This window comes from Pseudomonas sp. JV245A (assembly GCF_032424515.1).
Taxonomy (GTDB): domain Bacteria; phylum Pseudomonadota; class Gammaproteobacteria; order Pseudomonadales; family Pseudomonadaceae; genus Aquipseudomonas; species Aquipseudomonas protegens.
The window spans coordinates 1-21456 of sequence record NZ_VYKE01000068.1; the positions used below are offsets into that span (position 1 = coordinate 1).

Consider the following 21456-nt stretch of genomic DNA (forward strand, 5'->3'; position numbering starts at 1 on the left):
TCGGCAGCGGCTACAAGATGCAAGGGGCCAAGGGGTCAAGGGGTCAAGGGGCCAAGGGGCCGGGTAGTTTGCGGGAATGAAAAATCCGGCCAAGGCCGGATTTTTTTATGGCATCACTGCATCCAGGGCGGAGGCGGTGGTTCTTCGGATTTGCCCGGCGGCGCATCATCCGCCGCGCGTACTGCCTGGCGACGCTCCTCGTCCAGGCGCGCCGCTTCGATCTCGCGGATCACGCTGCCGACATCCGCCAGTTCTTCGGGGTCGTCGAACTCGCCGGTCAGCACGCTGCCCGGATGCAAGGTGCCAGCCTCGTACAGGGCCCACATTTCCTTGGCATACCGAGTGCCCTTGAGTTCCGGGGCAAAACGCCCGAAATAGGACGCCATGTTGCCGACGTCACGCTCCAGCATGCTGAAGGCATGGTTGTTGCCGGCAGCATCCACCGCCTGGGGCAGGTCGATGATCACCGGGCCATCCGGAGTCAGCAGCACGTTGAACTCGGAAAGGTCACCGTGCACCAGGCCGGTACACAACATCAGCACGATCTGGGAAATCAGGAAGGCGTGATATTCACGGGCCTGGTCCGGTTCCAGCACCACATCGTTGAGCCGCGGTGCCGCATCGCCGTACTCGTCGGCCACCAACTCCATCAACAGCACACCTTCGAGGAAGTCGAACGGCTTGGGCACCCGCACCCCGGCATTGGCCAGGCGGAACAACGCCGCCACTTCGGCGTTCTGCCAGGCGTCCTCGGTTTCCTTGCGCCCGAACTTCGAGCCCTTGGCCATGGCCCGCGCCTGACGGCTGTTACGAACCTTGCGCCCCTCCTGATACTCCGCCGCCTGACGGAAACTGCGTTTGTTCGCCTCCTTGTAGACCTTGGCGCAACGTAGCTCGTTGCCGCAGCGCACCACATACACAGCTGCCTCTTTACCACTCATGAGTGGGCGCAGCACCTCGTCTACCAGACCGTCTTCGATCAGCGGTTCAATGCGTTTTGGAGTCTTCATCAGCTTTTATTGTGGGTCCCTTGTTACCAAACACGCGAAAGTCACTCGTTATACGGCAATCCTCCCACGACGGGAAAGGGCTGCCGACCACCGAGCGACAGCAATGCACTCAATGTGCCAGATCAATCCATCGACGCCGCCAAGGATCATAGCCGAGACGGCGTCCGCAACCGTCCATCAGTGGCACTCAGGCCAGCCCCTTCGCGGGCCTGCCCGCGGAAGTTTTTTTCTGCCTGCGGCTCAATATTGCCCGGCGCCAGCCGAAGCCCTCAGAGAGACAGGGAGTTTGTCCGACAATCCAATAAAGACGTCAGCCACCGGCCAAGGTTCGATCGCCGCGGGCTCGACTTCACCCCAGGGATGCAATCAGCGTCATCTTTCAAGCTGCCGATAAATCCGCGAGTCGCCTGCACTTCGTGGTCTTACAAAAAACTGGAGCGCGGATGAACATCAAACAGAAATTGACCTGGGCCTTTGCCGTCATCGCCAGCCTGCCCGTGGTGCTGGTAGCCACGCTGGTGGTGATCAACCTGCGCAGCGAGGCCGAAAACACCTTCGTCGACGGCAGCGGCCGCGAGATCCGCCAAGTGGCCAACGCCATGCAGCTGTTCTTCGAAGGCATCAGCCAGAACATCGATTACCTGGCCGCTCAACCCTTGATCACCCAGGCCGGCGACAACCTCAAGACCTGGATGAGCGCCGATGCCGCGAAGGCCCCGGAAGGCGAGCAGGACAAACGAATCTTCGAGCTGTTCGCCGCCATGGCCGCCAGCCATCCTGCCTATTCCTATGTGTCCTATGGCGTGAGCAACGGCGGATACGTCTCCTGGCCCGCCGACCTGAAGCTGGCCAACTACGACCCCCGCGTACGCCCCTGGTACAAGACCGCCCAGGCCAACCCGGGCAAGACCCTGCGCACCGAGGCCTATTACTGGGCCAGCGACGATGCGGTGCTGGTCAGCACCGTGCGCTCGCTGGCCAACCAGTTGGGCCCCCAGGGCGGCGTGGTCGCAGTCGACGTGTCGCTCAAGCAGCTCACCGAGATCGTCAAACAGATCAAGCTGGGCGAATCGGGCTACCTGATGCTGATGGAAAACAACGGCACGGTGCTGGTGGACCCCAAGCAGCCGGAGCACAACTTCAAGGCCCTGGGCAGCCTCGGCGAGGGGTACGCGCAACTGGCCAAGGCCGGCAAAGGCCTGGTGCAGGTGGAACTGGGCGGCGAGCACTACATGGCCAACGTCTGGCCTTCGGAGCAACTGGGCTGGACCTTCATCGGCCTGATCAAGCAGAACGAAGTCATGGGCGCGGCCACCCAGCTGACCTGGATCATCGCCGGTATTGCCGCGATCCTGGCGGTGCTGTTCGCAGTGCTCGGGGCGAGTTTCGCCAGCCTCATCGTGCGGCCGATCCGCGGCGTGGCCAGTGGCCTGGAAGGCATTGCCCAAGGCGAAGGCGATCTGACCCGCAGTCTGAATATCCGTGGCAGCGACGAAACCGCGCAGTTAGCCAACTGGTTCAACCAGTTCCTGGCGGCAATCCGCAACCTGATCCAGAGCATCGGCCAGGCCGCGCAGAAGATCCTCGCCACTTCCCACAGTTCGACCCAGGTCTCCAGCGACATGGCCGAAGCCGCCGGGCGCCAGCGCGAAGCGGTGGACATGGTGTCCACCGCCTTCCACGAAATGGTCGCCACCGCCAACGAAGTGGCCCGCTCCTGCAGCCAGGCCGCCGAGTCGGCGGACAGTGGCCAGCGCCAGGCCCGGGAAGGCCAGCAGCAGATCGATGACGCGGTGCACAGCGTCGATCGCCTGAGCCAGGAGATCGAACAGTCGGCGCAGTCGATGCAGCAACTGGAACGCGACAGCACCGACATCCAGTCGATCCTCGGCACCATCCGCTCGATCGCCGAACAGACCAACCTGCTGGCGCTGAACGCGGCCATCGAGGCCGCCCGGGCCGGGGAGCAGGGTCGCGGTTTTGCCGTGGTGGCCGACGAGGTGCGGGCCCTGGCCAAGCGTACCGCCGACTCCACTGCCGAGATCGACGGGCTGCTGGGCAACCTGGCCAAACGCACCAGCGCCGTGACCCAGCAGATGCACGCCAGCCTGGAAGTGTCCCAGCAGTCGGTGAACCGCATCGGCCTGGCGCGCAACAGCTTCGGGCAGATCCGCGAATCGGTGGACGTGATCCGCGACATGAACACCCAGATCGCCACCGCCGCCGAAGAGCAGCATCAGGTGGCGGAAGACATCAACCGGCACATCAGCCAGATCCATGGCGATGCGCAACTGGTGGCGGAACTGGCGAACTCGGCGCGCCTGGACTCCCAGAGCCTGGCGGGGCTGTCCAATGAGCTGGACGCCCTGGTACGGCGCTTCAAGACCTGAAGACGCTTTCGCCGGCAAGCCGGCTCCTACGGATGGGCGGCATTTCTGTGTAGGAGCCTGCGTGCCGGGGAAGGCCACGAACCTCAGCGCTCGATGATCGCCGTCACACCCTGGCCGCCCGCGGCACAGATGGAAATCAGCCCGCGCCCCTGCCCCGCCACACTCAGCAGCTTCGCCAGGTTGGCGACGATGCGCCCGCCGGTGGCGGCAAACGGGTGCCCTGCCGCCAGGGAACTGCCTTTGACGTTGAGCCGGGCGCGATCGATGCTGCCCAGAGGTGCCTCCAGGCCCAGCCTGGCCTTGCAGTACTCGGGGTCTTCCCAGGCCTTGAGGGTGCACAGCACCTGGGCGGCGAAGGCTTCGTGTATCTCGTAGTAGTCGAAGTCCTGCAGGCTCAGGCCATTGCGCGCCAGCAAGCGCGGCACGGCGTATGCCGGGGCCATCAGCAGGCCCTCGGCGCCGTTGACGAAATCCACCGCCGCGGCCTCGCCGTCGCGCAGGTAGGCAAGAACCGGCAGGCCCCGCTCCCTGGCCCACGCTTCACTGCCCAACAGCACCAGCGAGGCACCATCGGTCAGGGGCGTGGAGTTGCCCGCCGTCAGCGTGCCGCTGGCGCTACGGTCGAAGGCCGGCTTGAGGCTGGCGAGCTTTTCCAGGGTCAGGTCCGGGCGCAGGTTGTTGTCCCGGGTCAGGCCGAGGAAGGGAGTGATCAGGTCGTCCTGCCAGCCTTCGGCGTAGGCGGCGGCCATTTTCTGATGGCTTTCCAGAGCCAGTTGATCCTGATCGGCGCGGGCAATGTTCCAGGTCTTGGCCATCTGCTCGCAGTGCTCGCCCATGGACAAGCCGGTGCGCGGCTCACCATTGCGCGGCAGTTCCGGCTTGAGGTGATGGGGCCGCAGTTGCAGCAGGGTCTTGAGCTTGTCGCCGGTACTCTTGGCGCGGTTGGCCTGCAACAGGATCTTGCGCAGGCCTTCGTTGACCCCGATCGGCGCATCCGAAGTGGTATCCACCCCGCCGGCGATGCCGCAGTCGATCTGCCCCAGGGCGATCTTGTTGGCCACCAGCAGCGCCGCTTCCAGGCCCGTGCCGCAGGCCTGCTGGATATCGTAGGCCGGGGTGGTGGGCGAAAGCCGCGAGCCGAGGACGCATTCGCGGGTCAGGTTGAAGTCCCGGGAATGCTTGAGCACGGCACCGGCGGCCACCTCGCCAAGGCGCAGGCCGTGCAGGTTGTAGCGCTCGATCAGGCCCTCCAGGGCGGCGGTGAGCATCGCCTGGTTGCTGGCGGTGGCATAGGGGCCATTGGAACGGGCGAAGGGGATGCGGTTGCCGCCGATAATCGCGACGCGACGCAGCTGTGTCATGGAAAGCTCCCTATTCTGTGAGTGCGACTGCGGTGGGTACCTCCTCCAGCGTAGGAGGGATCTGGCCGATCGAACGACCCAGGGCCATTCATGGTCCACACTTTGAACCCCAACCTTCGGAGTGCGTTCCATGTCTGACCGTTATATCGACTTCGCCAACTCGTCCATCGGCCAGCGCCTGGTCGGGGCTCTTGGCTTGCCGTCGCCGGTACGCCTGGAGCGCTGGCAAGCCGGTCGCCTGCGGCCTATCGAAGGTGCGCTGTTGCTCGGCGGCGGCGCGCTGGCACAGCAGGTGGCCGCCCTGGCGCCGCGCCTGACCGATGGCATCTACAGCTATGGCGCCGACCCGTCCCTGGCCACCCCCTGGATTCCCGGCCACGGGCCCCGGCTCAAGGCCGTGGTGTTCGACGCCAGCGAGCTGCTGCACACAGACCAGCTCAAGCAATTGCGGGAATTCTTCCAGCCACTGCTGAGAAACCTCGAGCCCAGCGCCCACCTGGTCATCCTCGGGCGCGCCCCGGAAACCCTTGACGAGCCCTTCGCCGCCAGCGCCCAGCGCGCCCTGGAAGGCTTCAGCCGCTCCCTGGCCAAGGAACTGCGCAACGGCGCCACCCTGCAATTGCTGTATGTGGCAGCCGGAGCGGAAGAACAGCTGGAAGGCGCCTTGCGCTTCTTTCTCTCGCCCAAGAGCGCCTACGTTTCCGGGCAGGTGATCCGCTTGCAGCCCTGCGCGACCCAGGTCCAGGACTGGAGCCGCCCGCTGGCCGGGCGCAAGGCCCTGGTCACCGGCGCCGCCCGCGGCATTGGTGCGGCCATCGCCGAAACCCTGGCCCGGGACGGTGCCCAGGTCCTGCTGCTGGACGTGCCCCAGGCCAAGGCCGATCTGGAAGCCCTGGCGGCCCGTCTCGGCGGCCGCGCCATCTGCCTGGACATCTGCGCCGAAGACGCTCCGGCACAGTTGATCGAGCAACTGCCGGAGGGCATCGACATCCTGGTGCACAACGCCGGCATCACCCGGGACAAGACCCTGGCCAACATGACCCCGGAATACTGGGACGCGGTGCTGGCGGTGAACCTCAATGCGCCCCAGGTACTGACCCAGGCCCTGCTGGACAGCGCACGCCTGCACGACCATGGCCGGGTGATCCTGCTGGCCTCCATCAGCGGCATCGCCGGCAACCGCGGGCAAACCAACTACGCCGCCAGCAAGGCCGGGCTGATTGGCCTGGCCCAGGCCTGGGCGCCGCTGCTGCACGCCCGGGATATCAGCATCAATGCCGTGGCGCCGGGCTTCATCGAGACCCAGATGACCGCCAAGGTGCCCTTCGCCCTGCGCGAAGCTGGAAGGCGCATGAGCTCCCTGGGCCAGGGCGGCCTGCCCCAGGACGTTGCCGAAGCGGTGGCCTGGCTCGGCCAGCCGGGCAGCGGCGCCGTCAGCGGGCAGGCCCTGCGGGTCTGCGGACAAAGTCTCTTGGGGGCCTGAAAATGACTGCACACTGGCACGAACTGAACCTGCCCGCGTCCCTGCCGCCGCTGTTTCTCAAAGCGGCAATGCGCCGACGGATCAACGGCACGCAGTTACCCGAATACGGCCTGCGCTGCTGGATCAGCCTGGCCCCCGGGCAACTGGCGGGCTACCGCAAGGTCTGCGGCTTTGCCGATAACGGCCTGCTGCCCGCGACCTACCCCCATGTACTGGCGTTTCCCTTGCAGATGCAGCTGCTCACTACCCGGGACTTTCCATTTCCACTGCTGGGGCTGATTCACCTGGGCAACAGGATTCGTGTGTTGCGCCCCATGGGCAATGTCAGCAGCGTTCGAATCGGGGTCCAGGTGTGCAACCTGCAACCCCACCCCAAAGGCGCAACATTCGACCTGGTGACCACAGTGGACGATTTGCTGGGCCCCCTCTGGGAAGCGCAAAGCCGCATGCTCTGCCGTGGAGTCAAGTTGGCGGGAGAACCTTCCAGCCAACACTTGCCCAACGCCGACAACCTCGGCGAAGTCGCCTGCTGGCGCGCCGAGCGCGATATCGGCCGGCGCTACGCCAGGGTTTCCGGCGACTACAACCCGATCCACCTGAGCGCCTGGAGCGCCCGGCTGTTCGGCTTTCCCCAGGCCATCGCCCATGGCCTGTGGAACAAGGCGCGCACCCTGGCAGCCCTGAGCGAGCATCTGCCAGCAGCGAACATCGAAGTGACGGTGCAGTTCATGAAGCCCGTGCTACTGCCCGGCGAAGTACGCCTGCTGGCCAGTGCCGGGGGTTCAAGCGGAGAACTGCAGTTGCTGGGCAGCGGCGAGTTGCAGCATATGCTGGGCAACTGGCAGCCCATCGCCTGAGGGGCCTCAGCCCCGGCGGATCAGCACCACCCCGACGACGATCAGCAGCAATCCGGCAATCTTGCCGAGGCTGACCGGCGCTTCCCGAAACCCCACCCAGCCAAAGTGGTCCAGCGCCAGAGCCATGCTCAACTGGCCGGCCAGCACCAGCGACATGAACAGCAGGGCGCCGACCCGCGGCCCGGCAAAGGCGGCCGTGGTAATGAAGAACGCCCCCAGCAGGCCGCCGCACCAATGCCACCAGGTCAGGCCCTTGAGGGCACCCAGGGTCGGCATTTCGCGCTGCAGCACCACCAGCACCAGCAGCGCCGCGGTGCCGACGAAAAAAGAGATCAGGGCCGCAGCCAGCACCCCGCCGACCTGCTTGGCCAGTTGACCGTTGATTCCGGCTTGCAGGGCGAGAAAGGCTCCGGCAACAAACGGCAGGCACAGCAGCCACCAGACAGGCGTCAGCATATTGAGCTCCAGAGAGTTTTGGGCGGCGCAGTATAAACCAGGCCACCATCCCATCCCCCTGCCAGCCATTAAACGCCAGCGAAAAAGTGCAAGTACCGCGAGCTCAGCACAAAAATTGCCTATTAATTGTATATATATAACTTTAGTTGAACGAGCACTTTTCAAGGGCACTACAAAACATCAAATCATTGTTTTAAAACAATTCATCACACACTAGGAGCGCCAACCAATACTTTGAGACTAGCTACTTGTAAATCAATTAACCGAACAAAATAAGTCATTAATACCAAGTTCATAATTGTTCAATTTATTCCCTGCGCCTTTTATGTAGACAACGGACGAAGGTATCTCCAGCGCAAGAACTGGAGAGCTATCGAAAACAACGAACGTTGTAACAGGTGCAAGGAATACCAGCCATGAAAACTCAATTCGGATGGAAAGCGTTAACGGCAATGACCATGATCCTGACCCTCAGCCTGGCAGGCTGCAGCGGCGGTGGTGGCGGTCATAAAAGTGGTGGCAGCAGTTCGCCAGCCAGTGCCAGTGGCGGTGGCGGTGGCGGCACTGGTGGCGGTACCGACGGAGGCACAGGTGGTACCACTTCGACCCTGACCACCAGCTCCCTGGTATCCGACCTGGGCACCACCGTCAGCGGCGTCGGCAATGGCGTGAGTGATCTGGGCAACTCCCTGGCTGCCGTGCCCCTGGTCGGCGGCGTGGTACAAAGCGCTGTCAACACCACCGGCAATGTGGTGGATACCGTAGGCGAAGGCCTGACCAACGGCCTGGGCAAACTGGGCACCGATCCCAAGGCACTGAGCAAGACCACTGCCACCGTCGGCAATGTGGTCGGCGATGTGGGCACCGGGGTCACCGACCTCAGCGGCAAACTGGCCACCACCACCCAGAGCGTTCCGGTGGTCGGCGGCGTGGTGACCAAAGTTGCACCGGTTCTTGGCGGCGTCGGTACCCGGGTCACCATGTTGGGCAATACCCTGAGCACCGTCACCAGCAGCGGCCCTCTGGGCACCCTGACCGATGGTGTGGGCGACAAGGTACTGGTGCCGGTGGTCAGCCTGGCAGAAGGCGTGACCGGCAAGGTCGGCAGCGCCACGGGCCTCGGGGCACCAGTCAAGGGGCTGCTCAAAGGCGTCGCCGATGCCGTCGATGACACCGGCGATAAAGTGACTGACGCCGGCAACGGCAATCCGGTGACCGACCTGCTGGGCAACGCCCTGAGCAACGCCAGCAACGCAGTGGGCACCGCTGGCGGCTACGTCGACAAATCCGCCGGTGGCAGTGGCAGTGGCAGTGGTAGCGGCACAGGTGGCGGTACTGGCCTTGGCGGCACCGGGCTGCTGGAAGTGGTCGGCGGCGCCGTGGCCAACCTGGGCAACGGCCTCAATACCGGCAACACCAACGGCACCGTCAGTGCCGGCGGCACCACCGGGGCTGCAGCCGGGAACCTGATCGCCTCGGTCGGCGGTGCCCTGGGCGGTAGCGGCACACCCAACCTGGTCGTCACCGCACCACTGGCCAGTGTTGGCGTGAACCTGGGCTCGGCATTGAATCCAGTTACCAGTTCGGTCACCGGGCTGACCCAGCAAGTGGGCGCAGCCAGCGGCCTCGGCGGCCCGGTCAGCGGCCTGCTGAGTCAGGTCGGCGGCGCGGTCAGCAACGTAGGCAGCGGTATCGCCGGCAGCACCGGCGGCAATCAGGTGGGCGGCGCTTTGGGTGGCACCCTCGGTGCGCTGGGCAACACCGTGGCTTCGGTCGGTGGCCTGGTCAACGGCGGCACAGCACCCAGTGGCGGCTTGCTCGGTGGCCTTGGCGCCAGCGCCAGTGGCAGTGCCTCTGCCGGTGCGGGCCTCAATGGCGGCCTGGGTGGCGTGCTCGGCGGCCTGACCGGCGCCCTGGGCGGCAACAAGAAATAATTTGCACCTGGCCGATTCGACGGCCTCACCTACAGCGCCTACGCTTGGTTGAGGGCGAGAGATTCCCACGAGTCTCTCGCCTTTTTGTTTATCCAGAGACAAGCATCCAGAGCCAGATCGTGGCCAAGACCCGAGCGGCAACTGGAGCCAGGAACTTTCTACACCGCTGCGGCTCGACCATGGAGTGTCCTATGCGCACGTTGGCCAGTTTGTTGTTAGTTGGATGCTGTACCTCCGTTTACGCCGACTCCCTTCCGCGCTTTCTCAACAGCAATGACAGCATCAACAACCTGCCCCAACCCAACCTGCCGGTGGATGCCTACCGCCCGGCTACCCCGCAACTGCAACTGCCCGAGCAGCCCACTGCGCCGCAAGGCCAGCAGCCGCTGATGATGGGCACCAAGGTCACGGTGCGCCAGGTGCAGATCGAGGGCGGCACGGTCTACCCCCTGGAAGAACTGGCAGCGATCTACCAGCCGCTGATCGGCCACGAGGCCAGCTTCGGCCAATTGATCGAGGCCACGCGCAACATCACCCGGCGCTATCAGAACGACGGCTACCTGCTGTCCTACGCCTTCATGCCACAGCAGAACTTCGACCAGGGCGTGCTGCGGGTGGTGCTGGTGGAAGGCTACATTCGGGACTACCAGCTGCAGGGCGATATAGGTCCGGTATCCGCTTACCTGGACAAACTGGTGAGCAAGCTCAAGGCCGAGCGCCCGCTGACCCGCAAGACCTTCGAACGCTACACCACACTGATGAGCAAGGTTCCCGGGGTCACCCTGCAGGCGGTAGTGCCGCCACCGGGCACTACCGACGGCGCAACCCAACTGGTGGCCGTGGCCAGCCGCAAGGCCATCGCCACCACCCTCAACAGCACCGACGACAACCGCAACGGCCTGCAGGCCCTGGTGGGCATCACCAGCAACTCGCAGACCGCCTGGGGCGAACAGCTCAGCCTCAGCGGGCTGTTCCCGCCGGGCCACGACAAGGAACACTACTACCGCCTGGACTACAGCCAGTTGCTGGGTTCGGAAGGCACGCAACTGAGCCTCTACGGCGCTCGCTACCGCGCCGACCCACGGAGCAACGTGCAGCTGGACAACGGGATCGAGCTGGAGCCCCATCGGGAGAACGACCGCTTTTCCATCGGCGTCAGCCACCCTTTCATCGCCTCGCCCAATGAAATGCTCACCGCCGGCACACGCCTGTATGCGGTAAATGACAAGACCCGTTACCGGGTCAGCAACAGCCCGCTGACCCTGGAAGAAAAAACCGACATCCGCGCCCTGGCGCTTGAGGCGGACTGGAGCAAGTCCGATCCGCGCCAACTGCGGATTCTCAGCGCCGGCCTGTATCGGGGCCTGGACAGCATGGGCGCCGAGACCAACAACAGCCTCTATGATCTGGATTTCTTCCGCCTGCGCCTGGCCGGGGTGCAGAGCGATCGTTTCCTGGACAATTGGCAAGGCGTGCTTTCCGCCGCCTGGTACTGGAGCAACGACAACCTGCCCGACAGCGAGCGGGCGTCCTTTGGCGGGCAGAACTTCGCTCGCGGCTATCCCGATGACCAGGCGACCGGGGACAAGGGCTGGGGCGTGGCCTACGAAGTGAACTACAGTTTCAACCGCGAGGGGCCCTGGGTGCGTGTGCTGCAGCCCTATGTGGTGCTGGACCGCTCCAAGACTTGGTTCAACCAGCTGCCGGTCAGGGGCAGCAGCCTGTCATCCGCCGCGGTCGGTTTGCGTTTCGGTGATGCCAAGCACTACAACATCGCCCTGGAAGCGGCCAAGCCAATGTCCGATGAAGCCCTCGACACCTACAACCGCAAGCCACGCTATACCTTGAGCTTCAGCTATCAACTTTGAGCATCCGGATGACTGAGACCCGCTTTCGAGCGGGTCTTTTTTTTGCCGCCAGGACAGCACCGGCCAACCCTGGGGTCAGGGGCCAACGATATGCAGCCGGGGTTCGGGAAACAGATTGTTGAGGGTTTCCAGCAGGCGCACGTGGTAGATCGGCTTGCGAAACAGGTCCAGGACCTGCAGCCGCAGCAGGTCGCTGACGTCATCCATGTCGGCATGCCCCGACATGACGATCACCGGCAGGTGCTGGCGCGCGGTGTGCTCGCGCAGGCGCTTGATCAGCGACAGGCCGCTTTCCTCGGGCATGCGCAGGTCAGTGATTACCAAGGCGATATCCGGATGCCGGGTGAGGTGGTCCAGGGCAAGTTTCACCGAGGTGGCAGTGAAGCAGCAAAAACCCTCGCCTTCGAGCAGTTCGGCCAGCTCCAGCAATGCATCCTCTTCGTCATCGACCAGAAGAAGTTGCTGACGTGAGGATGGGGAAGTCATGGACGGTACCCTGGTGTGAACTTCATGCAAATGGGTGAGCGCAGCCAATGCACAGCAGGCCGGGCGGAACCCAACCACCGGCAGGCCTTTGGTTAGGCAAACCGCAGGCCTGCACGAGACCCGGATGGCTGGAAGGTCGGGCGATCACAGCCCAGCGGCTGCTCAGCTGGGCCCCTCCATGCTCAAGGGGTAGGGCGGGTGACGGTGGCGCCTCCGAGGTTAGTCAGGATGTTGTTGAAAATGGCCAGAACACGATCACCCAGGGGGGTGACGAACGCCACGACCACAACGGCCACCATGGCCACGACAATGGCGTACTCGATGGCGGATGCGCCTTCGGTGCGGTCAAAAAACTGGCGCGCCCTGAGCAACAAGTATTGAAAAATCATCCTAGCTCTCCTTGCGCCGCAAGGCGCCGTTGGAACAGCACCGGGCAAATTCCCCGGTGCCACCTGAGCATTGTCAACAAAGACCGGCCCAGCAACTGTAAGAACTGATTAGTCAGTAAGTATTAATTGGAAGGTAGGCGCCAAAAAACCTGCCCATGTGGACAGACTCATCCCTTTGTTAGCTATTTTTGGGTGAGTTAATGGCATTTCGTCCTAGCTCTACTACCTTCACATAGCGAAATAGTTGCATGTTCATAGCTGCCTGATTGCGAAATTAACTCGTTTGGAATCACGGGCTGGTAGTGCAGCAGGAAAGGGAGAGCCTTCATGAACAGTCGCCTCACCATGGGTCTGGCCGGACTTCTTCTGGTAGGTGCGGTGTTTTTCGGTTACTGGGGCCTGGTACTCAGTCATAAACCCGAACCAGCACCACCGGTTCAACCCGCGGCGCCAAGTGTCGTCGAACCAGCCACCACCAGCGCAGAAGACCAGACCCGCCAACCGGTGGTCGTGCTGGTGCGCGATGTGCCGCCCTTCGTGCCCCTCGCCGCCGACGATCTGGCGCTGGAAAAACTGCGTACCGCGCCGGCCGGCAGCCTCAGCGCCATCAGCCAGGCGGTGGGCCGTACACCCTGGCGGCAGTTGAATGCCGGCACCTGGCTCAATGAGCAGAGCTTCAGTACCGGCGGCGCCCTGGCGCGGATGATTCACAGCGACGAACGAGCCCTGGCGGTCGCGGTCGACGAGGTGATCGGCGCCGCCGGGCAACTGAGCCCGGGGGACTATGTCGATGTCGTGCTGTTCCTGCGCCAGGACACCAGCAACCCGCAGCAGTCGGCACAGATCGCCGTGCCCGCCATGCGCGTGCTGGCTGTGGGCGAACAGCTGGGCCTGGCCAATGACGGGCAGCCCGCCTCCCCCGGGTTGAGCAACGAAGAAAAGCTCAAGCAGGACCAGCGCCGGCTGAATGCGCGCACGGTGGTCCTGGCCGTCCCCGAACAACTTTTGAGCCGGCTGATGCTCGCCACCCAGGTCGGTGTGCTGCGCCTGGCCGTGCGCAGCAGCGAGGAACAGCGCCTGGCCCATTACTGGGCCGGCAACGAAGAAGCCCGCGAGCACCTCGATGCCGCCAACAGCAACCTGTTCCAGTTCAACCAACTTGCCCTGGGCAGCGCCCCGCGCGCACCGGCCGCCCAAGGTGGCGCCGCACGGTCGGCGGTGGAAGTGATCCGGGGCAACCAAGTCACTCAACAAACTCCCTGATTGAGCAAGGATGCACTACATGCGCAGTCGTTCCATGCCACTGTTCTCCGCACTGCTGACCCTGAGCCTTGGCCCGCTGCTCTGCACCCAGGCCCTGGCTGCGGCGGTGGCAGGCTGTTCGAGCCTGGCACCGTTGCCCGCAGTGCTGGAGATCGGCGAAGGCTTGCAGCAGGAGCTGCAATCTGCGGTGGCCATCACCCGCCTGGCGGTGGGCGACCCCAAGATCGCGGACGTCCAGACCACCGGCAACAAAGCCTTCCTGCTCACCGGCATGGCGCCCGGCGCCACCAGCCTGATGGTCTGGACCGCCTGTGCCAGTACCCCACGCCAGAGCATGGTGTTTGTCCAGGGCCGGGCCACCGCCGACATGAGCACCGGCCGCCTGCCGGCCAGTGACGATCCACTGCTGCCCAGCCAGGTGCAGACCGACATCCGCTTTGTCGAAGTCAGCCGCACCAAGCTCAAGGAGGCCAGCGTTTCGATCTTCGGCCGCGGGCACAACTTCCTGTTCGGCGCGCCCGGCACCGCCCCCGTTACCAGTGGCACCTCCGGCAGCGTGACCCCCACCTTCGGCGGCCGCCGGACCAACATCCCGCTGGACAACGGCACCTTCAACATCGGCTTCGGCAACGGTCGGGTGCTGACCCTGATCAACGCCCTGGAAGGCAGCGGCTTCGCCTACACCCTCGCCCGCCCGTCCCTGGTGGCCCTCAGCGGCCAGAGCGCAAGCTTCCTGGCCGGGGGCGAAATCCCCATCCCGGTGCCCAGCACCGGCAGCAACAGCGTGACCATCGAATACAAGGAGTTCGGTATCCGCCTGACCCTCACGCCCACTATCGTCGACCGCGGGCGTATCTCCCTTAAGGTTGCCCCGGAGGTCAGCGAACTGGACTACAGCAACGCCGTGACCATTGCCGGGACCCAAGTCCCGGCGCTGACCATACGCCGCACCGATACCAGCATTTCCCTGGCCGACGGCGAAAGCTTCGTCATCAGCGGCCTGATCAGCACCAACAACAGCTCTCAAGTGAACAAGTTTCCAGGGCTGGGGGACATTCCGGTGCTCGGTGCCTTCTTTCGCGACACCACGATCAATCGCGAAGAGCGTGAACTGCTGATGGTAGTGACTCCGCACCTGGTCCAGCCCCTGGCCGCGGACGCCAAGCTGCCGGCCCTGCCCGGCGAACGGCTGCGCAACTACGACCCGAACTTCTACCGCATGTTCTTCCTCGAGAACGGCAACTTCGACAAGCGCAGCGGGTTGTCGCAATGAACCAGGACCTGAGCCAGACGTTTCTCGCCATCACCCGCAACAGCACCGACCTGGAGTGGCTGCAAGGCGCCCTGGCGCCCCTGGGCCAGGTCGTGGGTGCCGATGGCAGCCTCGACGAACTGCTGGCACTGGTGGATGTGACCTTCGCCAACCTGGTGTTCGTCGGCCTCGATCGCGAACACGTGGTGGCCCAGGCGGCCCTGATCGAAGGCGCCCTGGAAGCCAAGCCGATGCTGGCGATCGTCGCCCTCGGTGATGGCATGGACAACCAGTTGGTGCTCAATGCCATGCGCGCCGGCGCCCGCGACTTTGTCGCCTATGGCTCACGCTCCAGTGAAGTGGCCGGGCTGGTCCGCCGTCTGAGCAAACGCCTGCCGGCAGTGACACCCAACACGCAACTGGGCGGCCTGACCGTGCTCTATGGCGCCCAGGGCGATGGCGACGGCGCCCTCCTGGCCAGCCACCTGGCGCTGGTGGTGCAAAAGAGCGGCCAGCAGACCCTGCTGCTGGACCTGGGCCTGCCCCGGGGCGACAGCCTGGCGCTGCTGGGCCTGGAAAGCTCGTTCCACTTCGGCGACGCCCTGCGCCACCTGCGGCGCCTGGATGCCACGCTGATCGACAGCGCCTTCACCAGCGCCGAGGCGGGCCTGCGGATCCTCGCCTACGCCAGCCACGACGCGCCTCTGGAGCACACCAGCGCGGCGGAGCTGTACATGCTCCTCAGTGCCTTGCGCCAGCACTTCCAGCACATTGTGGTGAACCTTGTCGGCCAGCCGGACAGCGAGGCCCTGCGTACCTTCGTCAGCCATTGCGACAAGCTGCTGTGGTGCACCGACCAGAACGTGCTCGACTGTCGGCGCAACCTGGCCGTACTCAATCACTGGCGTGAAAAAGGCATGAAACTCGAACATGCGCGCTTGCTGGTCGACCGCTACCTGCGCACCGTGGCACCGGATTCCGAAACCCTGGGCAAGACCTTCGGCCTGGAGGTGATCGCGGTGCTGGCCTACAGCCCCGAGGTGCGCCTGAACGCCAAGAACCAGGGCGTTACCCTGTTCGAACTGGCCCCGCGCGAGGCCCTGACCCAAAGCCTGCGTACCCTGGGCGAGCGGCTGGCGAAACGCTCCCAGGGCCTGCCCAAGCCCAAGGCCGGCTGGCTCAATCGCATCATGGGGGGCAGATGAGCGGCGAAAAACTCTTTGGCGCCCCACCCCGCGCAGGCGCCGGCAACAGCGACCACGAAGGCCTGAAGCTGGTGCTGCATCGCTACATCATCGATGCCATCGAAGAGTCGGGGAAAAACCTGCTGGAAAGCTCACGGCAGAACCTCTCGCAATTCGTCACCGACAAGGTGGCGGAGTACATCGCGCGCATGCACCTGGCGATCTCGCGCTATGAAATGGAGCGGCTGGCCGAGGAGATCGTCGACGAGCTGACCGGCTTCGGCCCTCTGGAAGTGCTGTTGCGCGATCCGGCGGTGACCGAGATCCTGGTGAACGGGCCGCATCGGGTGTTCGTCGAACGTGAAGGCGTGCTGCACCAGAGCGACCTGCGCTTCATCGACGCCCACCATGTGGAGCGGGTGATGCAGCGGATTCTCGCGCCCCTGGGCCGACGCCTCGACGAGTCCTCGCCGATGGTCGATGCGCGCCTGCCGGACGGCAGCCGGGTCAACGCGATCATCCCGCCCATCGCCCTGGACGGGCCCTGCCTGTCGATTCGAAAGTTTCGCAAGGACATGCTCAAGAGCAGCGACCTGATTGCCATGCAGACCATCGACCTGGCGATCTTCGAATTCATCCAGGAAGCGGTGGGCAAGCGCTGCAACATCCTGATCAGCGGCGGCACCGGCACCGGCAAGACCACCCTGCTGAACATCCTCAGCCAGTTGATCAACCCCCATGAACGGCTGGTCACCATCGAGGACGTGGCCGAACTGCAGCTGGGCCACCCCCACGTGGTCCGCCTGGAAACCCGCCCGCCCAATGCCGAGGGGCACGGCGAGGTGAAGGCCAGCGACCTGATCCGCAACGCCCTGCGGATGCGTCCGGACCGGATCATCCTCGGCGAGATCCGTGGTGTGGAAGTACTGGACGTGCTGACCGCAATGAACACCGGCCACGACGGCTCCATGAGCACCGTGCACGCCAACAATGCCCAGGATGCCCTGCTGCGCCTGGAAACCCTGGTGGGCCTGACCGGCCGCCAGATCGCCGAGCGCACCCTGCGGCAGATGATCTGTGCCGCCCTGGATGTGGTGATCCAGTTGACCCGCATGCCCGATGGCCGGCGTTGCGTCAGCGAAGTCGTGGAAGTGGTGGGCATACGTGACGACATCTACGTCACCAACACCCTGTTTCGCCTGGATCGTCGTACCGGCTTCGGCTTCCTGCGCGAGGCGATGAACCCTGCGGGTGACAAACTGCGCCGCGAAAGCGGGCTGGGCGTCAATTGAACCGGCGAGGTGGCCCATGATCGGTCTGCTGTTTACCTTGATCTGCCTGCTTCTGCTGGGGCTTTCCGGCTGGCTGTTCTACCACGGCGTGCGCAAGACCGAGCGGGAACGAGTGCTCAACCGCCTGGCCGAAGGGCAGCCCGACCTGACGCCGCAACGCACCTCCTGGGGTGGCCTGGAGCGCGCGTTCGCCCGGGCCGGCCTCGGCCAGCCCAGCGAGCGCCTGGGCCTGTGGCTGGCGGTGTGGGTGGTGCTGATGCTGCTGGGCTATGTGCTGGCGAGCTGGCTCGGCCTGTTGGGCGGCATCCTCCTGCCACCCCTGCTGCTGCGGCTGTATATCGCCTGGCTGTATCAGCGCCGGCTCAAGCGCATGATCGAACAACTGCCGGCCTTGCTCGATCACAGCGTGCGCAGCCTGAAGTCCGGGCGCACCCTGGCGGACGCCGTGCTGGGAGCCATCGAGGCCAGCAACGACCCGCTGAAGAACGCCATGGGCCGCATCCAGCGCAACGTGCAACTGGGGGTCAACCTGCCGGACGCGGTCAGCGATTTCGCCGAGTTCTACGAGCAGGACGAACTGCGCATGTTCGCCCTGGGCCTGAAGGTCAACCATCGCTACGGCGGCAACGCCAGCGAGTTGCTGGAAAACCTGATCAAGCTGATCCGCGAGCGCGAGCAAGGGGCGCGGCAACTGAGCGCGATGACCGGGGAAACCCGCATGACCGCCTGGGTCCTGGGAACCCTGCCGCTGTTGCTGGTGGGCTACTTCATGCTGACCAACCCGGGCTACATGCTGGGCATGTGGCACGACTCCGCGGGGCAGAAAATGCTGATCACCGCGGTGTGCCTGCAGATCTTCGGCTGCCTGGCCCTTTGGCGCATGTTGAGGAGCATCTGAAATGCTGGTTCTGGCCGCTGCACTGATGTTTCTCGGGGCGTTGCTGCTGCTTGGCAACGGTGTGCTGGAACAGCGCCGGCGCGAGCGCCAGATCGCCCAGCGCTTGCAGGGCAACATGACCCGCGACAGCCGCCTGGGCAACTGGCTGCGACTGCTGGGCGACAGCCGCTTCGGGCAGCGCGCGGTGAGCATGGACAGTGAAACCCAGACCCTGCTCAACCGTCTGGGCTGGCGCCGCGCCAGAGAGCGCTCACTGTTCGCCGCCAGCCAGATCGCCACGCCGGTGCTGGCCGTGTGCCTGGTGATCTTCATCCAGGAAGTGGCCTTTGCCCAGGCCCAGAGCAAGTGGCTGGTACCCATGCTGGCACTCGGTGCCGGCTACCTGCTACCCAAGCGCGCGCTGGCCTACGCCGCCAAGCGCCGGCAGAAGCACATCGCCCTGGAGATCTCGACCTTCATTCCCCTGCTGCGCATCCTGTTCGAGTCGGGCATGGCAGTGGAGCAAGCGTTACGCGTACTGAGCAGCGAAGCGCAAAAGCTGCTGCCGGAACTGACCCAGGAACTGCGCCTGATCCTGGCCCGTGTCGACTCGGGGCTGGAGCTGGGCCATGAACTCAACCAGACCGCCACCCTGCTGGCGGTGGACGAGTTCACCGACACCTGCGTGATTCTCCAGCAACTGATCCTGCAGGGCGGCGGGGCAATGAAATCGCTGCAGGCGCTCAAACAACTGCTGGACGACCGGCGCCTGACCCGCCTGCAGGAATACATCTCGAAAATGTCCGCAAAAATGTCGGTGGTGATGATGCTGTTTCTCTTCCCCGCCCTGTTGATCGTGCTGGCCGGGCCAGGCTTCACCGCCATCGCCCGGGCCTTCGCTTCCTAAGAGGGAACCTGATGAAAGCCATGATTGTCGTTGCCAGCCTGTTGCTGCTCGGAGGATGCGCCAGCAACGGCCAGACGCCCTGGGCGGCCCTGACCAACTCCAGCAGTTGCGCCAAGCTCAGCTCCGAGCAGGAACTGGCAGTGAACCTCGCCGACGAAATGGCCACCGATGGCAAGCTGCACGCCAGCCTGGCCAACCTGCAGAACCTGCCGGACAACCTCGCCGAGGTGCGCGTACGCAAGGCGCGAGTCTATCGGTTGCTGGGCCGCAGTGAGGCCGAACCCTTGTACCGCAGCCTGCTGGGCTCGTGCCTGGCCGCCGAAGGCGAGCACGGCCTGGGGCAGTTGGCGGCAGCCAGGGGCGACAACGGCCAGGCCCAGGCGCACCTGCAACGGGCCGCGCGCCTGGCGCCGACCAATGAAAGAATCCGCAATGACCTGGGGGTGGTCTACCTCAACCAGTTGCGCATCGAGGATGCGCGCTTCGAGTTCCTCACCGCCATCGAGCTCAAGCAGTCCGAGCCCCTGGCGGCCATCAACCTGGTGACCCTGTTGCTCTACCAGGACAACTGGCAGCAGGCCGCGCAAGTGGTCAGCCAGGCGAGCCTGAACCCACAGCAGTTCGCCCAGGCCCAGGCCCGCGCCGAAGAGCTCAAGGCCCCGACCGCCCCACGCGCCAAGGTGACCCAGGTCGCCAGTGGCGCTACCACCTTGCAGCCAGACGCCGCACCCGCCAAGGAGCGCTGATGATGAAACTGCCGATGTTCTATTGCACTGCCCTGCTGGCGCTGCCCCTGGCCGCCCAGGCCATCGAGGCCGGCCCTGCTTCACCCCAGCAACAGGAAACCGAAGCCTGGCTACTGTTGCAGAACCGCAACCTGGCGTCCTCGCCCCAGCCTCAGACGGCCACGCCCACCGAACGCGAACTGGCGCTGCAGCGCTGGCTGAAGAAATACAAATACGAGATCCCGGACCTGTACGACCCGGACGCCGGCGGCAAGGTGGAAACCAAGTAGGAGAAAGCCCGCAACCGGCGGCGAACGGCTCGCCGCCGCAGGCTCAGTGGGCAGTCACCCGCTGGCGCAGCCCGGAATTGCTCGGTGACAGGGCCAGGGCCAGCTGTGTGCGGTTATGCATGTGGGTCAGGCGCAGTACCTGGGAGACATACAGCTTGACGGTGTTTTCGGTGATCCCCAGCTCGCAGGCAATCTGGTAGTTGGTCTGGCCCTTGCCCACCAGTCGGGCCACATCCAGTTGCCGCGGCGACAGCTGGTTGAAGATGGCCGGGATCTCGATGGCATCCCCTTCGCCGGCGCCTTCGCCCCGGGGCTCTTCGCTGCGGCTGGTAGCCGGGCTGCGCCGGACCTTGTCCAGGTCCTGGTACAGGTCATCGATGGATTCGGAAAGAAACTGCAGCTTTTGGTTGAGGTGCCCCAGGTGCAGGTTCTTCTGCCGTTCCTGCAAGGCGACCTCCTGACGCTGCAGGCCTTCGAGGAGTTCGTCCAGGTCGATGGGCTTCTGGTAGTAGTCGGCGATGCCGGCGCGCAGGGCCTTGATCACGTCCTGCTTGTCGGACTGCCCGGTGAGCATGATGGCTTCGAACACCCGCTGCTTGCCGGCCATCCGTTGCAGCTCCTGGACCAGCTGAATGCCGTCCATATCGGGCATGTGCAGATCGCAGAGCACCAGGGAAATTTCCGGGTCCCTGTTGAAGCACTCCAGCGCCTGGCGGCTGGATTGGCAAGGGACACAACGGTAACCGCTGCTTTCGAGGAACTCGCAAAGCTCTTCGACAATCAGGGGCTGATCGTCGACCACGAGCACCTTCATCTGTGAGGTGAGCTTGTTCACGTGCTACTCCGTGCGGGCCAATCGCCGATTGGCCACTCCTGTGCTGCCACGCATGATCCGGGCAGCCACGACTTAAAACCTAGACCTACTTTCCGACTATGTACATAGCATTAATGGGTCCGGCGACTAGTGGATCACGCTCACAGTTAAGACCATTCCAGCCAGGACAAAGGGGGCAAAAGGGTATTTTTTTGACCCCCTCCCAACGCGCCCTGCCACGGGGGTATCAAGTGCTTGTTTCTGCTGGGGCCAGAGCCTGAGCACAAGCAGCCAGAGCAGGCTGCACAGACCGGCGGCGATGAACGTCCCCAGCAGATACAGGGGGCCGGAGGCCAGCCCCAGGGCCGCCATCAACTTGACGTCGCCGGCGCCCATTCGTCCGCTGGCGTAGCCGGGCAAGGTGAACAGCAACGCCAGCAACAACGCCCAACCGCCCTGGCTCGCGCCGGCCCCCAGCCAGGTCGTGCCGCTCCACAGCAGGTAGACCGTCGCCAAGAGCGCGGCGCCAAGAGTCAAGCCATTGGCAATATGCCGCTGACGCAAATCCTGCAGCGCACAGATTGCCAACCAGACCCACAAAACCCAGAAATGCATCAG

General features: G+C 64.4%; 20 protein-coding genes and 1 pseudogene. 14 read left to right on the forward strand and 7 right to left on the reverse strand.

Going from position 1 to position 21456, the window contains the following annotated elements:
- Positions 1-113: 113 nt before the first annotated feature.
- Complete coding sequence (locus F6S12_RS18460; RefSeq protein ID WP_011059077.1) at positions 114-1010, reverse strand: PA4780 family RIO1-like protein kinase; 897 nt, start codon at positions 1008-1010, stop codon at positions 114-116.
- A gap of 599 nt (positions 1011-1609) precedes the next feature.
- Here F6S12_RS18460 and F6S12_RS33850 point away from each other — a divergent pair.
- Together F6S12_RS33850 and F6S12_RS33855 are read left to right on the forward strand one after the other, a co-directional pair.
- A pseudogene (locus tag F6S12_RS33850) lies at positions 1610-2542 on the forward strand (cache domain-containing protein); the annotation flags it as partial.
- Positions 2543-2671: 129 nt separating this feature from the next.
- A complete protein-coding gene (locus tag F6S12_RS33855) occupies positions 2672-3400 on the forward strand; it encodes a methyl-accepting chemotaxis protein (protein WP_370511280.1) in 729 nt (242 codons plus the stop codon).
- Positions 3401-3483: 83 nt separating this feature from the next.
- Here F6S12_RS33855 and F6S12_RS18470 read toward each other — a convergent pair whose 3' ends face one another.
- Positions 3484-4761: an acetyl-CoA C-acetyltransferase gene (locus tag F6S12_RS18470; protein WP_015634021.1), complete on the reverse strand. Its 1278-nt coding sequence runs from the start codon at positions 4759-4761 to the stop codon at positions 3484-3486.
- Between the two features lie 130 nt (positions 4762-4891).
- Between F6S12_RS18470 and F6S12_RS18475 the strand changes: the two genes are divergently transcribed.
- Positions 4892-6244 (forward strand): 3-oxoacyl-ACP reductase, encoded by a 1353-nt coding sequence (locus tag F6S12_RS18475; RefSeq protein ID WP_011059074.1) that lies wholly within the window; start codon positions 4892-4894, stop codon positions 6242-6244.
- A gap of 2 nt (positions 6245-6246) precedes the next feature.
- On the forward strand, positions 6247-7101 hold the full coding sequence (locus F6S12_RS18480) for a MaoC family dehydratase (protein ID WP_315869188.1): 855 nt from the start codon (positions 6247-6249) through the stop codon (positions 7099-7101).
- Between the two features lie 6 nt (positions 7102-7107).
- Here F6S12_RS18480 and F6S12_RS18485 read toward each other — a convergent pair whose 3' ends face one another.
- Positions 7108-7557, reverse strand: coding sequence for a DMT family transporter (locus tag F6S12_RS18485; protein WP_011059072.1), 450 nt, complete (start codon positions 7555-7557; stop codon positions 7108-7110).
- Between the two features lie 416 nt (positions 7558-7973).
- Between F6S12_RS18485 and F6S12_RS18490 the strand changes: the two genes are divergently transcribed.
- Entirely contained in the window at positions 7974-9491 is a 1518-nt protein-coding gene (locus F6S12_RS18490) for a collagen-like triple helix repeat-containing protein (RefSeq protein ID WP_152685920.1), read from the forward strand.
- 191 nt (positions 9492-9682) lie between these two features.
- On the forward strand, positions 9683-11359 hold the full coding sequence (locus F6S12_RS18495) for a ShlB/FhaC/HecB family hemolysin secretion/activation protein (protein ID WP_072451982.1): 1677 nt from the start codon (positions 9683-9685) through the stop codon (positions 11357-11359).
- Between the two features lie 75 nt (positions 11360-11434).
- Here F6S12_RS18495 and F6S12_RS18500 read toward each other — a convergent pair whose 3' ends face one another.
- Positions 11435-11845: a response regulator gene (locus tag F6S12_RS18500; RefSeq protein WP_011059069.1), complete on the reverse strand. Its 411-nt coding sequence runs from the start codon at positions 11843-11845 to the stop codon at positions 11435-11437.
- Positions 11846-12027: 182 nt separating this feature from the next.
- A complete protein-coding gene (locus tag F6S12_RS18505) occupies positions 12028-12234 on the reverse strand; it encodes a Flp family type IVb pilin (RefSeq protein WP_065364927.1) in 207 nt (68 codons plus the stop codon).
- 327 nt (positions 12235-12561) lie between these two features.
- Between F6S12_RS18505 and cpaB the strand changes: the two genes are divergently transcribed.
- From cpaB to F6S12_RS18545, 8 genes are read left to right on the forward strand one after another with little or no spacing between them, the layout of a single operon-like run.
- Complete coding sequence (gene cpaB, locus F6S12_RS18510) at positions 12562-13497, forward strand: Flp pilus assembly protein CpaB (protein WP_053148886.1); 936 nt, start codon at positions 12562-12564, stop codon at positions 13495-13497.
- A gap of 19 nt (positions 13498-13516) precedes the next feature.
- Positions 13517-14770 (forward strand): type II and III secretion system protein family protein, encoded by a 1254-nt coding sequence (locus tag F6S12_RS18515; protein WP_053148923.1) that lies wholly within the window; start codon positions 13517-13519, stop codon positions 14768-14770.
- Positions 14767-15954 (forward strand): CpaE family protein, encoded by a 1188-nt coding sequence (locus F6S12_RS18520; RefSeq protein WP_011059065.1) that lies wholly within the window; start codon positions 14767-14769, stop codon positions 15952-15954. Before F6S12_RS18515 ends, F6S12_RS18520 begins: the two co-directional genes overlap by 4 nt.
- Positions 15951-17225, forward strand: coding sequence for a CpaF family protein (locus tag F6S12_RS18525; protein ID WP_011059064.1), 1275 nt, complete (start codon positions 15951-15953; stop codon positions 17223-17225). Before F6S12_RS18520 ends, F6S12_RS18525 begins: the two co-directional genes overlap by 4 nt.
- A gap of 16 nt (positions 17226-17241) precedes the next feature.
- Positions 17242-18123, forward strand: coding sequence for a type II secretion system F family protein (locus F6S12_RS18530; protein WP_041115745.1), 882 nt, complete (start codon positions 17242-17244; stop codon positions 18121-18123).
- 1 nt (position 18124) lies between these two features.
- Positions 18125-19009: a type II secretion system F family protein gene (locus F6S12_RS18535; RefSeq protein ID WP_011059062.1), complete on the forward strand. Its 885-nt coding sequence runs from the start codon at positions 18125-18127 to the stop codon at positions 19007-19009.
- A gap of 11 nt (positions 19010-19020) precedes the next feature.
- Positions 19021-19755 carry a tetratricopeptide repeat protein gene (locus tag F6S12_RS18540; protein ID WP_103407019.1) on the forward strand — a complete coding sequence of 245 codons (735 nt, stop codon included), beginning with the start codon at positions 19021-19023 and terminating at the stop codon, positions 19753-19755.
- Positions 19755-20024, forward strand: a complete 270-nt coding sequence (locus tag F6S12_RS18545; protein ID WP_015634009.1) for a DUF3613 domain-containing protein — start codon at positions 19755-19757, stop codon at positions 20022-20024. Before F6S12_RS18540 ends, F6S12_RS18545 begins: the two co-directional genes overlap by 1 nt.
- Before the next feature lie 43 nt (positions 20025-20067).
- Here the strand turns inward: F6S12_RS18545 and F6S12_RS18550 are convergent, their stop codons facing one another.
- Positions 20068-20859, reverse strand: a complete 792-nt coding sequence (locus F6S12_RS18550) for a response regulator transcription factor (RefSeq protein WP_011059059.1) — start codon at positions 20857-20859, stop codon at positions 20068-20070.
- Positions 20860-20985: 126 nt separating this feature from the next.
- Positions 20986-21453: a prepilin peptidase gene (locus tag F6S12_RS18555; RefSeq protein WP_053156241.1), complete on the reverse strand. Its 468-nt coding sequence runs from the start codon at positions 21451-21453 to the stop codon at positions 20986-20988.
- Between the last annotated feature and the right edge of the window lie 3 nt (positions 21454-21456).

Bases quoted from the DNA above. Each gene is read 5' to 3' on its own strand.
- F6S12_RS18505 (WP_065364927.1), bottom strand. From the start codon at position 12,234: ATGATTTTTCAATACTTGTTGCTCAGGGCGCGCCAGTTTTTTGACCGC.
- F6S12_RS18520 (WP_011059065.1), top strand. From the start codon at position 14,767: ATGAACCAGGACCTGAGCCAGACGTTTCTCGCCATCACCCGCAACAGC.
- F6S12_RS33855 (WP_370511280.1), top strand. From the start codon at position 2,672: ATGGTGTCCACCGCCTTCCACGAAATGGTCGCCACCGCCAACGAAGTG.
- F6S12_RS18535 (WP_011059062.1), top strand. From the start codon at position 18,125: ATGCTGGTTCTGGCCGCTGCACTGATGTTTCTCGGGGCGTTGCTGCTG.
- F6S12_RS18525 (WP_011059064.1), top strand. From the start codon at position 15,951: ATGAGCGGCGAAAAACTCTTTGGCGCCCCACCCCGCGCAGGCGCCGGC.
- F6S12_RS18540 (WP_103407019.1), top strand. From the start codon at position 19,021: ATGAAAGCCATGATTGTCGTTGCCAGCCTGTTGCTGCTCGGAGGATGC.
- F6S12_RS18485 (WP_011059072.1), bottom strand. From the start codon at position 7,557: ATGCTGACGCCTGTCTGGTGGCTGCTGTGCCTGCCGTTTGTTGCCGGA.
- F6S12_RS18470 (WP_015634021.1), bottom strand. From the start codon at position 4,761: ATGACACAGCTGCGTCGCGTCGCGATTATCGGCGGCAACCGCATCCCC.
- F6S12_RS18500 (WP_011059069.1), bottom strand. From the start codon at position 11,845: ATGACTTCCCCATCCTCACGTCAGCAACTTCTTCTGGTCGATGACGAA.
- F6S12_RS18495 (WP_072451982.1), top strand. From the start codon at position 9,683: ATGCGCACGTTGGCCAGTTTGTTGTTAGTTGGATGCTGTACCTCCGTT.
- F6S12_RS18515 (WP_053148923.1), top strand. From the start codon at position 13,517: ATGCGCAGTCGTTCCATGCCACTGTTCTCCGCACTGCTGACCCTGAGC.
- F6S12_RS18475 (WP_011059074.1), top strand. From the start codon at position 4,892: ATGTCTGACCGTTATATCGACTTCGCCAACTCGTCCATCGGCCAGCGC.
- F6S12_RS18480 (WP_315869188.1), top strand. From the start codon at position 6,247: ATGACTGCACACTGGCACGAACTGAACCTGCCCGCGTCCCTGCCGCCG.
- F6S12_RS18490 (WP_152685920.1), top strand. From the start codon at position 7,974: ATGAAAACTCAATTCGGATGGAAAGCGTTAACGGCAATGACCATGATC.
- F6S12_RS18460 (WP_011059077.1), bottom strand. From the start codon at position 1,010: ATGAAGACTCCAAAACGCATTGAACCGCTGATCGAAGACGGTCTGGTA.
- F6S12_RS18555 (WP_053156241.1), bottom strand. From the start codon at position 21,453: ATGCATTTCTGGGTTTTGTGGGTCTGGTTGGCAATCTGTGCGCTGCAG.
- F6S12_RS18530 (WP_041115745.1), top strand. From the start codon at position 17,242: ATGATCGGTCTGCTGTTTACCTTGATCTGCCTGCTTCTGCTGGGGCTT.
- cpaB (WP_053148886.1), top strand. From the start codon at position 12,562: ATGAACAGTCGCCTCACCATGGGTCTGGCCGGACTTCTTCTGGTAGGT.
- F6S12_RS18545 (WP_015634009.1), top strand. From the start codon at position 19,755: ATGATGAAACTGCCGATGTTCTATTGCACTGCCCTGCTGGCGCTGCCC.